Source organism: Anoxybacillus sp. ST4, assembly GCF_019448545.1.
GTDB lineage: Bacteria > Bacillota > Bacilli > Bacillales > Anoxybacillaceae > Anoxybacillus > Anoxybacillus pushchinoensis.
This window is the reverse complement of sequence record NZ_JAHZOE010000011.1, coordinates 1-13,520: the sequence shown is the minus strand read 5'-3', so window position 1 is coordinate 13,520 and position 13,520 is coordinate 1. Positions and strand designations below refer to the sequence as shown.

Annotated in this window: 13 protein-coding genes; 12 read left to right on the top strand and 1 reads right to left on the bottom strand. The window is 39.1% G+C overall.

From position 1 onward, the window contains the following. The first annotated feature begins 93 nt into the window (after positions 1 to 93). From K1I44_RS08600 to K1I44_RS08565, 8 genes are all read left to right on the top strand, one after another. Positions 94 to 1,338 carry an MDR family MFS transporter gene (locus tag K1I44_RS08600; protein WP_219985950.1) on the top strand — a complete coding sequence of 415 codons (1,245 nt, stop codon included), beginning with the start codon at positions 94 to 96 and terminating at the stop codon, positions 1,336 to 1,338. Positions 1,339 to 1,507: 169 nt separating this feature from the next. After that, a complete protein-coding gene (locus K1I44_RS08595; RefSeq protein ID WP_219985915.1) occupies positions 1,508 to 2,140 on the top strand; it encodes a PEGA domain-containing protein in 633 nt (210 codons plus the stop codon). Positions 2,141 to 2,274: 134 nt separating this feature from the next. Beyond that, a complete protein-coding gene (locus K1I44_RS08590) occupies positions 2,275 to 2,934 on the top strand; it encodes a 5-bromo-4-chloroindolyl phosphate hydrolysis family protein (RefSeq protein ID WP_219985914.1) in 660 nt (219 codons plus the stop codon). Next, complete coding sequence (locus K1I44_RS08585; protein ID WP_219985913.1) at positions 2,918 to 4,069, top strand: toxic anion resistance protein; 1,152 nt, start codon at positions 2,918 to 2,920, stop codon at positions 4,067 to 4,069. The genes K1I44_RS08590 and K1I44_RS08585 overlap by 17 nt, the downstream gene beginning before the upstream one ends. Before the next feature lie 66 nt (positions 4,070 to 4,135). After that, positions 4,136 to 4,489: a rhodanese-like domain-containing protein gene (locus K1I44_RS08580; RefSeq protein ID WP_219985912.1), complete on the top strand. Its 354-nt coding sequence runs from the start codon at positions 4,136 to 4,138 to the stop codon at positions 4,487 to 4,489. Positions 4,490 to 4,561: 72 nt separating this feature from the next. Beyond that, positions 4,562 to 6,202 carry a CoA-disulfide reductase gene (gene cdr / locus K1I44_RS08575; protein WP_219985949.1) on the top strand — a complete coding sequence of 547 codons (1,641 nt, stop codon included), beginning with the start codon at positions 4,562 to 4,564 and terminating at the stop codon, positions 6,200 to 6,202. Between the two features lie 11 nt (positions 6,203 to 6,213). Further along, positions 6,214 to 6,510, top strand: a complete 297-nt coding sequence (locus K1I44_RS08570) for a rhodanese-like domain-containing protein (RefSeq protein WP_219985911.1) — start codon at positions 6,214 to 6,216, stop codon at positions 6,508 to 6,510. Between the two features lie 103 nt (positions 6,511 to 6,613). After that, entirely contained in the window at positions 6,614 to 7,807 is a 1,194-nt protein-coding gene (locus tag K1I44_RS08565; RefSeq protein ID WP_219985910.1) for an MFS transporter, read from the top strand. A 13-nt stretch (positions 7,808 to 7,820) separates the two neighbouring features. Here K1I44_RS08565 and K1I44_RS08560 read toward each other — a convergent pair whose 3' ends face one another. Further along, on the bottom strand, positions 7,821 to 9,164 hold the full coding sequence (locus K1I44_RS08560) for a TrkH family potassium uptake protein (protein WP_219985909.1): 1,344 nt from the start codon (positions 9,162 to 9,164) through the stop codon (positions 7,821 to 7,823). Between the two features lie 159 nt (positions 9,165 to 9,323). Between K1I44_RS08560 and K1I44_RS08555 the strand changes: the two genes are divergently transcribed. The 4 genes from K1I44_RS08555 to K1I44_RS08540 all read left to right on the top strand — a co-directional run bounded on the left by K1I44_RS08555 (position 9,324) and on the right by K1I44_RS08540 (position 13,419). Then, positions 9,324 to 10,223 carry a DMT family transporter gene (locus K1I44_RS08555; RefSeq protein WP_219985908.1) on the top strand — a complete coding sequence of 300 codons (900 nt, stop codon included), beginning with the start codon at positions 9,324 to 9,326 and terminating at the stop codon, positions 10,221 to 10,223. An 81-nt stretch (positions 10,224 to 10,304) separates the two neighbouring features. Beyond that, complete coding sequence (locus tag K1I44_RS08550) at positions 10,305 to 11,990, top strand: methyl-accepting chemotaxis protein (protein WP_255573342.1); 1,686 nt, start codon at positions 10,305 to 10,307, stop codon at positions 11,988 to 11,990. Positions 11,991 to 12,067: 77 nt separating this feature from the next. Further along, positions 12,068 to 13,054, top strand: coding sequence for a sugar-binding protein (locus K1I44_RS08545; RefSeq protein WP_219985907.1), 987 nt, complete (start codon positions 12,068 to 12,070; stop codon positions 13,052 to 13,054). Beyond that, positions 13,051 to 13,419 (top strand): hypothetical protein, encoded by a 369-nt coding sequence (locus K1I44_RS08540; RefSeq protein ID WP_255573341.1) that lies wholly within the window; start codon positions 13,051 to 13,053, stop codon positions 13,417 to 13,419. The genes K1I44_RS08545 and K1I44_RS08540 overlap by 4 nt, the downstream gene beginning before the upstream one ends. Positions 13,420 to 13,520 lie beyond the last annotated feature (101 nt).

The window sequence follows — 13,520 nt, the reverse complement described above, 5'->3', positions numbered from 1 at the left end:
ACTTTTCTGTATTTTTGTCAATATTTTTTACAAGAGAAATTTTTGTACGAAAATGGTATAATGAAAAAATAGTTGTTTTTAAGGGGGGATATGATGCGAATACGCGATTGGGATCGAAATTTACGCATTCGTTTAGTCGGGGAATCGTTCGTTGGGGTTACTTTTTGGATGATATTTCCTTTTATCGCTATTTATTTTTCTAACATGTTTGGTAGAGAAAAAGCTGGGATATTGCTCGTTACTTCCCAATTTTTTTCTGTTGTTGCGAATTTGCTTGGGGGATATTTTGCTGATCGCTTTGGAAGAAAAAAAATGATGGTGCTCGCTGCGTGTGGGCAGGCAGTTGCTTTTTTCTTATTTGCATTAGTCAATTCTCCACTATTCTCATCACCTGTGATGAGTTTTATTTGTTTTGCCCTCGTAGGTGTATGCGGTTCACTTTATTGGCCTGCTAGTCAAGCGATGGTTGCTGATGTCGTGGCAGAAAAGGATCAAAGTAGTGTATTTGCTGTATTTTACACGATGAATAATGTGATGGTCGTTATTGGTCCGCTACTTGGAGGAATCTTTTATCCACAACATTTTTTTTACTTACTGCTCGTTGCCGGAATATTTTGTGCAATTGTCGCTACCGTTTTGTTCATTTACTTAGAGGAAACGGCACCGTTGTGGGCGAAAACGACAGGAACATGGTACACCTTTTTTGTTGAGCAATTAAAAAATTATCGTCTTATTGCGAAAGACCGCACGTTTCTTTTGTTTATCATTGCTGGTGTCCTCGTTGCCCAAACGTTTATGCAACTTGATATTTTAATCCCTGTGTATGTGAAAGACGTTGTTTCAGAGCAAACGTTAATTTCTACCGGTCATTGGTCACTTTCGTTGAGCGGAGAAAAAGCATTTAGTGTACTTATTGCTGAAAATGGATTGCTTGTTGCTTTATTTACGGTGGCGGTAACGAAATGGATGGGAAACTACAAAGAAAAGTCGGTACTTGTATGGTCCTCTCTTTTGTATGGACTCGCTATTTTCTTTTTCGGTCAAACGACATCGCTTTGGATCATGGTCATTTTAATCGGTATATTTACACTTGCGGAACTTATGACGGTTGGTTTACAACAAACATTTGTCGCTAGATTAGCCCCTGATCATATGCGAGGACAATATTTTGCAGCGGCGAGCTTGCGTTTTACGCTTGGTCGTATGATTGCTCCGCTCGTTTTAACGTTGCCGTTTGCGTATCATTGGACATTTTTTGTTTTAATGTTACTTGCTATATGTAGTGCATGGTTGTATGCTGTTATGTTTCAAATGATGGAAGGAAAGTCATCTTGTTAGTGGGTAATTGAAACAAACGATGTATAGAGAAGTGGTCACGTTGTCATTGACATCACGTGACTACTGATGTACATATATGATGTAAAGTCCCTTCTTTTTCTCATATTTTCCCTTTTCTTTTCATACATATGATGATGTAAATATGATGAGAAAAAGAGGGGAAATACGTGTGAGTGAACAAGGGGGATTACAAGACGAAGCGATGACACGAAGCGAACGACGAAAACGAAAGCGGACACATATTGTCTCCGTTTTATTACTCGTTGTAAGCGTGTGTGTCGTCAGTGTATGGGGAATGACAAAAAAAGAGACAGGTGAGCAAAAAGTAATTGAGCAATTTATGACAGCGCTACGCCAAGAAGATGTACATACGTTGCGACAATTCATCGATATTCCGTTGGAAAGTGATGACACTCTTTTACCGTTGTTTGCATATTTGCGCAAACATCCTGAAGGTTATGAGCAAATTAGAAAAGAATTGAAGCAACAGCAAGACGATCGAGTTTACATAAAAGGATTAACGTCAACTCCTCCAGTTTTTCTCATGAAATTGTCGCAAGGAGTGTACAAATTTGAGCCGGCATTGTATCACGTATATGTGCAAACAAATGAAAAAGGGGCTCGCATTTTTATTAACGATACGGATGTCGGAGAGACAAATGTATCATTAACGAAAGTAGGATCATATATTCCGGGGTTATACGAGCTAAAATTAGTTACAGATGAACACGAACAGACGAAGCAACTATTGCTTTTTGGGGGAGAGCGGATTCGTATCGTTCATTTCAATTCGAATGAGTAGATGCAACGACATGTTGCGTCTTTTTTTATGAACAATTGAAACACTTCTTTCTGTCGATACGTAATATAATCATCATTTCCATTTCATAAAAAATCATAGTAAAATAAAGGATCATAGACGATGGGAGGACAACAATGAAACGGTTCATTCGGACGATATGGCGGTGGTTTGTATCATGGAATGTTGGTTTATTTAGCGCCCTTATTTCATTGTTGGCGTTTCGTTTACCGTTTCCTGTTTCATTTTTGATCGGGGCAAGTATAGGGGTGATGTATTCAATTTATATGAAGAAAAAAGAGAAGAAACATGTATCTCATCGTTCGAAAGATGAGCGGTTGAAAGACGCGAAAAAAAAGGTGCGGAAAATCGGACAAAGTTTATGGCGAATTCGTTCGATTTCGATGTTTTCTAAGCTTTCTCGTTTATACTCCATCTGTCAAAAAATGGTTGAAATTATTGAAAAACAACCGGATCGTTTAGCTGTCGCGCAACCGTTTTTTAACACGACGTTAGATTCAATTGTCACAATTATTGATAAATATATTTATTTAATGAAGCAGCCGGTGAAAAACGATGATATTCGCCAAGCGATCAGTGAGGCAGAACAAGCGCTTGACCTTGCACTGACGAAAGCAGAAAATCAACTGTTGGACATGCTTGAAGAAGACTTGTTTGATTTACAAACGGAAGTAAAACTTGTGAAACATACGATTGCAACAGAAGAATCTCTTTCTTTGCCAACGAAACATACAGTAACAATGATGGAGGAGAAAAAGCATGAACAAAAACGATGAAGTACTTTGGACAAGTTCGATCGATTCGCTACTTGCCAATCCATTTGGAGAAGTGATAGAAGCGAGTGAAAAGTCACCATCTTCGCGTCTAATTGATCAATTAAAAGAGGAACATCGACAAAAAGCGCTAGCGCTTGCAGAGCAAATTGATCCGCGCAACCACCAGGCGATTTTACAGTACGGTGTAGCTGCACAGGCAGAGTTGTCACGCTTTTCGCATTCTATTTTAAATCATGTGCAAAAAAAAGATGCTGGTCCTGTTGGAGAGATTATTCATGAGCTGATGACAAAGATGAAAGAAGTAAATGTAGAAGATTTTACAATAAATAAAAAAAGTTTTTTAGCACGCATGTTTCAATCTGTCACACAGTCTGTTCAACATATTTTATCTAAATATCAAAAGCTAGGCGTTGAAATTGATCGAATTGCGGATCAACTCGACAAACATCGTCAAATGTTATTTCGTGACATCATGATGTTAGAAACGTTATATGAAAAAAACAAAGAATATTTTGATGCATTAAACATTTACATTGCCGCCGCTGAAATAAAACTAGAACAACTGCGGACAAAAACGATTCCAGAGCTAGAGAAAAAAGCGTTACAGTCACAAAATCAAATGGATGTACAAGAAGTTAATGATATGATCCAATTTACTGATCGTCTTGAAAAGCGCATTCACGATTTAAAATTAAGCCGTCAAATTACGATTCAAACAGCACCGCAAATTCGACTCATTCAACATGTCAATCAAACGTTAGTCGAGCGCATTCAATCGTCCATTTTAACCGCCATTCCGCTTTGGAAAAACCAACTCGTCATCGCATTAACGTTGCTTCGCCAAAAGAAGGCGGTGGAAGCGCAAAAAGCGGTAACAAAAACGACGAATGAATTGCTGTTGCGTAACTCAGAGATGTTAAAAATGAACACGATTGAAGCAGCAAAAGAAAACGAGGAAGGACTTGTCAGCATTGAAACATTGAAAAAAACACAGGAAAATTTGTTAGTGACGCTTGAAGAAACGTTAAAAATTCAACAAGAAGGGCGCATGAAACGTCAACAGGTGGAACAGGAACTGATTGAGATGGAGGAACAGTTAAAACAGCGGTTACTTACACTAAAAAGGGCTGAGTAAAATCAGCTCTTTTTTTATTGATTTTATATACCTATTAGGGTATGATGTGTAAGGGAGGTAGACAACATGACTTATGCGTTTATTTTGATGTTCATGTTATATGCTTTATATTATCGATACGTACCTGTTCGGGGTGTAAAGGAACTGCAAATGTTACCTACACATAAACATGTTACAATACTCGATGTGCGCGACTACAATGAAGCAGATGATATCGATAAGGCACATCGCATTCCAGTTGCGTATTTGAAACGTTATTATGAAACGATTCCGCACCGTGAAGTGATTGTCATTGCGAACGATGCTTTAGAGAAAAATGTCGCTATTCGCCTGTTAAGACGTTATCATTTTTCTGTCAAAGGATATTATATAAAAGAAAAAGGAAATGTTCGTAAATGGGATATGGTAAAATGTCACTAACTGTTCAAACTTTGCCGAAGGTTTATTTGGTATAATACATTTACACGTACCTGTATATGGAGGGGATATATGATGAAAAAAATCGTCATTGTCGGCGGTGTAGCCGGGGGAGCTTCTGCCGCCGCTCGTTTACGTCGGTTAAGTGAGAAAGATGAAATTATTATGTTTGAACGTGGTGAATATATTTCGTTTGCAAACTGCGGACTTCCGTATTACATCGGGGATGTTATTCAAGAAAGAAGTAAGCTACTCGTACAAACGGTCGACGGCATGTCGAAACGATTTCGTATTGATGTACGCAATTTAAGTGAAGTGACAGCTATTCATCGTGAACGAAAAACGGTAACAGTAAGGAATTTACAAACAAATGAACAATATGAACAGCCATACGATGTCCTCATTTTATCACCGGGAGCGAAGCCAATTGTTCCGCCTATTCCAGGAATAGATCAAGCGAAAGCGCTGTTTACGTTGCGCAACGTACCGGATACCGATCGCATTCGTTCATTTGTTGACGACGAAAAGCCGAAACGTGCTGTCGTCATTGGTGGAGGCTTTATCGGTGTAGAAATGGCTGAAAACTTAACAGAGCGAGGCGTACATGTAACGCTTGTAGAGATGGCCAATCAAGTAATGGCGCCAATTGATTACGAAATGGCAGCTATTGTGCATACGCACATGAAGGAGCATGGGGTGGAATTAATTTTAGAAGATGGTGTGCAAGCGTTTGAAAACGAAGGAAGACGTGTCGTATTAAAAAGCGGTCGCGCGATCGATACAGATATGATTATTTTAGCGATTGGAGTTCAGCCAGAAAGTCAGTTGGCGAAAGAAGCGGGGCTGGAACTTGGTTTTCGTGGTGCCATTAAAGTGAACGAGCATTTGCAAACATCTGATCCGAACATTTTTGCTATCGGCGACGCAATTGAAGTAAAAAGTTACGTCCATGGATTTGAAACGTTCGTTCCGCTTGCTTGGCCAGCCAACCGTCAAGGTCGACTTGTCGCTGACTACATTAACGGTCGTGATGTCAAATACAATGGAACGCTCGGTACATCGATTGCGAAAGTTTTCCATATGACAGTTGCGGCAACAGGACTAAATGAAAAAGTATTGAAACATCACGGCATTGATTATGAAGTTGTTCACGTTCATCCAATGAGCCATGCTAGCTACTATCCAGGTGCTACTCAAATGACGTTAAAGTTAATTTTCGATCGGCAAGGGCGTATTTACGGGGCGCAAGCGGTCGGACAAGATGGAGTTGACAAGCGCATTGATGTCATCGCCACAGCGATTAAAGGCGGACTAACGGTATATGATTTACCTGATTTAGAACTGGCATATGCTCCACCGTTTTCATCGGCGAAAGATCCAGTAAACATGGCTGGGTATGTGGCATCGAACGTGCTTGATGGGATGGTTGAAACGGTACAATGGCATGAAATTGACGACATCGTCGCCGACGGTGGGTTGCTCATTGATGTTCGCACACCGAAAGAGCTAGAAACGAGAGGAGCAATTCCGGGCAGCATCAATATTCCGCTTGATGACTTGCGCGATCGTCTCCATGAATTGCCGAAAGATCAAACGATTTACGTCACATGCCAAGTTGGTTTACGTGGCTATTTAGCAACGCGCATTTTACAAGAGCATGGATTTAAAGCTAAAAATTTAGACGGTGGTTATAAACTGTATTCAAGTGTAAAATAAGGGGGATTTACATGTTTGAAAATATTTTGCCAACAGAAGCAGATACGCTACGTCATGAAACAAATGTTGAAGTGTTAGACGTTCGTGAAGCACATGAAGTAGCAACAGGAAAAATTCCGGGTGCTCGCCACATTCCACTCGGACAGCTGTTTGCTCGTTTAAACGAACTTGACCAAAACAAAACATACGTCGTCGTTTGCCATTCAGGAGGCAGAAGCGCATTAGCATGCGAATGGCTATCTGAACGAGGTTTCCGTGTGAAAAACATGGTTGGTGGCATGCTGAATTGGGAAGGGGAAGTAGAATAAGACTGGCGCATCGCCAGTCTTATTTTTTATGCATCTTTCTCCGTTTTATTGTAAAATGGAATACATGCATTGGAAGTTAGAGACGGGAGAAGGGGAAAGATCGATGTGGAAAAATAAAAATGTCATGCTCATTTTTATTGGGGAGTTTATTGTCGGAGTCGGTTTATGGCTTGGAATTATCGGGAATTTAGAGTTTATGCAGAAGCACGTTCCTTCTGATTTTGTAAAATCGCTCATTTTATTTTCTGGTTTGCTTGCTAGTGTTATCGTCAGTCCGATAGCGGGGAAATGGATCGATACATATGCGAAAAAGCGTATCCTTCTCTATGCGGGTATCGGACGTATATGTAGCGTCATATTTATGTTATTTGCCTTAACATATGAATCTATTTTTCTTATGGTTTGCTTTATGATTTCAATTCAAATAGCGGCAGCGTTTTATTTTCCGACATTACAAGCAATTATTCCGCTTGTTGTTCGTGATGAGAAACAACTAATGACTATAAATGGCATACATATGAATATCTCCGCTTTGTCCCGCATTGCCGGCACCGCATTTGGCGGAGCGCTTCTTATGATTACGAGCTTATGGGCGTTATATATTGGGGCGATGATTGCGTACATTTTGCTTTTTTTGCTTACATTTTTTATCGATATCAAGGAGGAAAGACGGGAAACGCGCGATGAAAAGAAAGAAAAACAGCGGTTTACAGACATATTCCCCATCGTTCGTCAACTGCCGATTGTGTATATTGCCATCGTTTTGACGGTTGTACCACAGCTGTTCATTGGTGGATTTAACTTAATGGTCATCAATATTAGTGAATTGCAGCACGATCCGTCAATTAAAGGATGGCTGTATACTGTTGAAGGGGTCGGGTTTTTGTTCGGTGCTTTTTTCATTAAATATGTCGCTCGTGAGCACGCATATGTGAAATGGATGTACGGATTAGCTTGTTTTATTGCTTTCGCACAATTATCTTTATATGTCGCCCATATGAAATGGGTGTCGCTTGCCTCTTTTGGGTTGTTTGGGATATGTGTCGGTTGCTTTTTCCCAATGGTTGCGACCATCTTTCAAACAAACGTTCCAAAAACGTATCATGGTCGCTTTTTTTCGTTTAAAAATATGTTTGATCGTGTAACCTTTCAAATTGTATTGTTGATTTCTGGGTTTTTGTTAGATACGATTGGATTAGAACATATGGTCGTCTTGTTCGGAATCTTTTCGTTTCTGTTGATTATGTATACGATGTTTCATAAAAAAGAACATATATTAAAAAGCGAAGGTGTATAAATGCCTTCGCTTTTTAACCAATAATAATGCGCTCTTTTGGATAATGATACGTTTCTTTTTGATTGTTGCCACGAATAAGAAATAAAAATGATAAAATACCGATCCGTCCGATAAACATCAAAACAGTAATAACTAACTTCCCGAATGTACTTAGTTGTGATGTGATGCCCATGGACAAACCTGTCGTTCCAAAAGCGGAGCATACTTCAAAGACAATTTCTATCATGGTAAACGGCTCCGAAAAGGAAAGAAGTACGACAGCTAAAAAACAAAGAATGGAAGCCGTTCCAAACACAATAAACGATTTTAATATATCTTCATGATGAATTTCACGTTGGAATACTTTAATGGAATCTTTTCCTTTCGCGTAAAAGAAAATAGTTAACACGATAATCGCAAACGTCGTCGTCCGAATCCCTCCTCCTACGCTGCTTGGGGAAGCACCAATAAACATAAGTGCGCTTAAAATAAGCAATGTCGGTTCAGAAAATTCAGCCACATCCATGGTCGCTAATCCGCCGTTACGGGAAGAGATCGACTGAAATAACGCATAAAAGAGTGATTCATGCCAAGCTTTGTTTGCGAAAAAACGATGCGATTCAATCAATAAAATAGAACATGTTCCGAATAAAACAAGAAGAAAAAATGTAACGGTTGTTAATTTCGTAAAAAGGGAAAAACGATATTGTCTTTTTTGACGATAGAATAAAAATTCTTTAACTTCAATGAGCACAGGAAACCCGATGGCTCCTAACACGAGTAAAATCATATGTATCGCTTGTACAACATAATCGTCAGCAAATGGAATAAGCGACTGCCCCGTAATATCAAATCCGGCGTTTGTCGTTGCGCTCACCGATGCAAAAAAGCCTTGAAAAAAAGCGTCCTGCCACGATGGAAAATAACGAAGAAAATAAATCCCCAAAATGACGGCACCAACCATTTCAATCGCGATAATGAGCGTTAAAATTTCTTTCATTAACTTTACTAATCCTGAAAATGTTGATTGATTTTGATCGGTCATAATCAATTGGCGCTCACGAAAGCCGATTTTTTTTCCAAACATAAGCCAAATAAATGTACCAAGTGCCATAATCCCAATTCCACCGAATTGAAGAATAAAAGCTAATACAAATACACCCGGCGTATTAAACGTATCCGCTGTCGATACGACGGTTAGCCCTGTCACACTGATGGCGCTTACTGCCGTGAAGAGCGCATCAACAAAATGAAGTTCTACCCCAGGTTGATGAAAAATAGGAAGCCATAGTAAAAATGTCGATATACAAACAGCTGTAAAGTAAAATAAAACAATAAGCTGGACGGTTGATAGACGCGATAATTTTCGAGATTTCACAGCTTTACTCCCTCGCCCGTTTTCGTTTTAAACATATTTTGATTTTGACAAATGGTGAAAAGGAATGCAAGTCTGTTTTTTCAATCAAGAAACATTTGTATTTACAAAATTTTTCTTTTTTTTATAATGGGGATATATACGAATGAGAGGTTGAGGATAATGTCAAAGCGCGGAAAAGGTTTATGGATGGTCATTGTCGCGGCAACGATGTGGGGACTCTCAGGAACAGCGGCACAATGGGTGTTCCAACAAAAACATGTAGGGACAGAATGGCTTGTTTGTGTGAGGATGATGATCTCAGGGCTTTGTCTATTAGCTTTTGCATCGTTTCGAGGTGTTCCTCTGTTCCACATTTGGCGTGAGCGGAGTAGTTGGGTGTTGCTTATTTTATTTAGTCTAGTAGGAATGCTCGGTGTACAATATACATACTTTCTTTCCATCGCATATGGTAATGCGGCTGCCGCAACGTTACTGCAATATTTAGCGCCTATTTATATTGTCTTATATTTTTTCATACGTGACCGAAAACGGCCGTCCATCCCCGTTTGGAGTGCGCTTATTTTAGCTATTTGCGGCACGTTTCTATTATTGACAAATGGAAAATTAAGAGAGTTAAATATATCTTTTCTTTCGTTTTTTTGGGGAATGGTATCCGGATTGCTTCTCGCATTTTATACAATTTGTTCAGCTAAATTATTAAAAAAGTGGGATTCTCTTATCATTGTTGGCTGGGCAATGGTGATCGGAGGAGTGACTATCATCCCAGCTGTCGATTCGCTCTTTGCTCCGTTTGTAACACTTGATTTTCAAACAATGATTGTTATTTCTTTTATTGTCATATGTGGAACATTGTTGGCTTTTTTACTGTTTATTGAGAGCATTCGGCATTTATCTCCGACAGAATCGAGCATTTTATCTAGTGTAGAGCCTTTGTCAGCTATTGTTGCCTCCATGTTATTTTTACAAGTATCGTTTGGTTTTTATCAAACGATAGGGAGCATATTGATTATTGCGACTGTCCTCGTTTTAGGGAAACGAAAAATCGTCCCTCCATCGTAAAAAATCATGAAAATAGATGTTTATTTTTCTTTCGTTTGATAAAATAGTGTTGCTCGTTGATTCACAAAAGTGGAGGGGACAATGATGAAGACGCGTGGAAAAATTGTAGCGGTATATATTCTTACCGTTTTTTTATTAGTTGGGCTTATTAACGGTATGATTTATGTTCAATTTCAATCATTAATCGCCAACAAGGTCATAACGACAAACGCCCAACTGGCTTTGAAGCTCATTGATGCGAAATTTGATGGGGGATGGCAAATCAAAGACGGTGCGCTATATAAAGGAGACATAAAAATTAACGGGAACGAATCTGTGATCGACTATGTCAAGGAAGTTGTTAATGCAGATAGTACTATTTTTTTGAACGATGAACGTGTTACAACAACGATTGTAAAAGATGGTGAAAGGCAAGTAGGAACAAAGGCAGATCCGAAAGTTGTACATGAAGTTATTGAAAAAGGAAATGATTACATAGGTGAGGCGAATGTCCTTGGAGAATCATATGTAACAAGCTATTTGCCAATTAAAAACGACCGCAACGAAGTAATCGGTATGTTTTTTGTTGGCATGCCCAAACACGTTGTTAACCAAGAGATTAATAGTGTGATTGTAAAAGTTATTGGCATTTCTATACTGTTTATCATTGTAGGGGTAATTGCATATCACTTATTTGTTTCTGTTCGAATTATGAAGCCGCTACGTATTACAAAACAACATCTCCAACAAATAGCTAGTGGTGACTTTAGTAAGCAATTGCCGGAAACACTTCTTCATTCGAAAGATGAGTTTGGTGAAATGGCACGTGCGCTTCATGAAACAAAGCAAGCACTTCGTGATATGGCTTTTCATATCCAAATACAGGCGGATGAGATTGATCAACAGTCAAGTGCATTATCTGCTACTTCACAGCAGATGTCTGCATCTACGGAAGAAGTAGCAGCAACGATGGAACAAGTGTCGCAAGGGGCAGCAGCGCAAGCGAACGATTTAGCGGATATGACACATTCACTTTCTTACTTAACTGAAAAAGTGGAGCGTGTATATGTAGAACTTGAAAATGTCAAACAAGAAACGCTTCGTACGTCCGAACGGGCAGACGTCGGTAAACATGAAATGGATGTGCTAATTTCTTCTATACAACAAATTAAGCAAGCGTTTGAAACGGTGACAAGTCATGTTCGAACATTAACGACATCTGTACAAAAAATTAGCGGAATTACAGAGATGATTTCTACAATTTCGGATCAAACGAACTTATTAGCTTTAAATGCAGCAATTGAAGCAGCACGTGCAGGGGAGGCAGGAAAAGGGTTTGCCGTTGTGGCAGATGAAGTGCGCAAGTTAGCTGAACAGTCCAAATCATTTACAGAGGATATTGTTCAACTTATTACATCAATTAGCAAAAACACAGATGACGTGATTCATACATCGACTGAAGTAGAGCATTTTATTAAAGAACAAGCCAATGCCGTTGAGAAGACCGTCCGTTCGTTCGCTGACATTTTAACATCAATTAGCCAGATCGCCCCATTGCTTATTTCTACTGAGCAGGCAATGGATGAAATTGTGAGAGAGAAAGATAAAGTAGTCGCGCGTATTGAACAAATCAGCGCGGTAGCTGAGGAAAACTCAGCAGCGACAGAAGAAGTAACTGCATCGTCAGAGGAATTAACCGCATCAGCCCAAGAAGTAGCTGCAACGGCTCAACGGTTGTATGACATTGCAGAAAAGATGAAAGAAACGACCAATCGATTTACCGTGTAAAGCGACAGGAAATCTGTCGCTTTAAAAATAATTGTAAACGTTATCAAAACAGATTATAGTAAAATTAGGTGACGACGATGACGCGAAAAAAATGGACGATAAGTCTTATTATATTGTTTGTTCTGTTTTTATATGTTTTTTTTCACTTTATTACCGTAACAAAACAGCTTGAAAAAACAGTAGCCAAGCTACAACATGAACAAAAACCAGCATCTCATCTTCCGCACATTATTTTAATATCTCAAGTGTTTGATAATCCGTATTGGAGAGAAATTGAGAGGGGGGCAAAAGAGGCAGCAAAACAGTATAATGTCGATATCGAATATATCGGTCCGCTTCGAACAAGTATCGACGAGCAAGTGAAATTGTTAGAAAAAGCAATTGCATCTCGCGTTGATGGTATCATTGTTCAAAACTTAAAAGATGAAGCGTTTACGCCGCTTATTGATAAAGCTATTTCACGGAATATACCTGTGATCACAATCGATGCTGACGCTCCAAAAAGTCGTCGCATCGCCTATGTTGGAACAAACAATTTTGAAGCAGGGCAATTGCTCGGACAGGCTGTTGTTTCTCGAATTGAAGGAGAGCGGTTGATCGGGGTTATAATCGGGACGGATACGTCCGAAAATCAACGTTTACGTTTGCAAGGATTTTTATCTGTTATTCACCAACATCCGCGACTGAAAGTCGTTTCAGTTGCATCATCAAACATTTCGCGCATTCAAGCTTCCATTCAAGCCGAGCAAATGTTGCGAAAACACCCAAACATTTCTGTTATGGTTGGCACGAGTGCACTAGATGCGATCGGTATTCGGATGGCTACGAAAAATTTACATCGGAATGACATTCAAATTTTCGGTTTTGATGATGTGGAAGAAACGATAGAAGCAATAAAAAACGGAGATATTGTCGCAACGGTCGTTCAAAAGCCTTACGATATGGGTTATTCGGCAGTAAAACTCATGGTCGATCATCTCTCAGGAAAACAAATTCGTAAAGAACATTTTACTTCGATTGAAGTTATTGACCGCCAAAACGTTCAGCAGGGGAGAAACAAATGAAAATTCGAACAAAATTGTTTGTTTTTATTCCGCTTCTCGTTCTTTTACTGAATTGCATCGCATTTTTCATTTTTCAAAACGGAAAAAAAGTACAAGAAAGCTACGATGTCATGATGCAACGCATTTTTTTATATAAGCAAATTTCACTTGAGACACAAGAAAACGTCCGCTTTTTAAGTAGCTACTTGATTCATCAAGATGAATATAACTACAAACAGCTGATCGAACATAAAACACAATTAGAAAAGTTAAGCCTTGAATTAAAAGAAAGACAATTAGAAGGAAATAATGCTTTCACCTTGGAAAATTATAAAAATATGATTTATGTTTTTCTTGATTTATATACATCCAAATTGACATTTTAACCTCTGATTCACGCAGCACACCCGATGCGGCGTAACACCTCATCTGGGTGCTGTAAGACGTGCTGTTCAAAACGAGTGATCGATTGGGCAATATCGTTCTG

Bases quoted from the DNA above. Each gene is read 5' to 3' on its own strand.
- K1I44_RS08600 (WP_219985950.1), top strand. From the start codon at position 94: ATGCGAATACGCGATTGGGATCGAAATTTACGCATTCGTTTAGTCGGG.
- K1I44_RS08590 (WP_219985914.1), top strand. From the start codon at position 2,275: ATGAAACGGTTCATTCGGACGATATGGCGGTGGTTTGTATCATGGAAT.
- K1I44_RS08585 (WP_219985913.1), top strand. From the start codon at position 2,918: ATGAACAAAAACGATGAAGTACTTTGGACAAGTTCGATCGATTCGCTA.
- K1I44_RS08580 (WP_219985912.1), top strand. From the start codon at position 4,136: ATGACTTATGCGTTTATTTTGATGTTCATGTTATATGCTTTATATTAT.
- cdr (WP_219985949.1), top strand. From the start codon at position 4,562: ATGAAAAAAATCGTCATTGTCGGCGGTGTAGCCGGGGGAGCTTCTGCC.
- K1I44_RS08570 (WP_219985911.1), top strand. From the start codon at position 6,214: ATGTTTGAAAATATTTTGCCAACAGAAGCAGATACGCTACGTCATGAA.
- K1I44_RS08565 (WP_219985910.1), top strand. From the start codon at position 6,614: ATGTGGAAAAATAAAAATGTCATGCTCATTTTTATTGGGGAGTTTATT.
- K1I44_RS08555 (WP_219985908.1), top strand. From the start codon at position 9,324: ATGTCAAAGCGCGGAAAAGGTTTATGGATGGTCATTGTCGCGGCAACG.
- K1I44_RS08550 (WP_255573342.1), top strand. From the start codon at position 10,305: ATGATGAAGACGCGTGGAAAAATTGTAGCGGTATATATTCTTACCGTT.
- K1I44_RS08545 (WP_219985907.1), top strand. From the start codon at position 12,068: ATGACGCGAAAAAAATGGACGATAAGTCTTATTATATTGTTTGTTCTG.
- K1I44_RS08540 (WP_255573341.1), top strand. From the start codon at position 13,051: ATGAAAATTCGAACAAAATTGTTTGTTTTTATTCCGCTTCTCGTTCTT.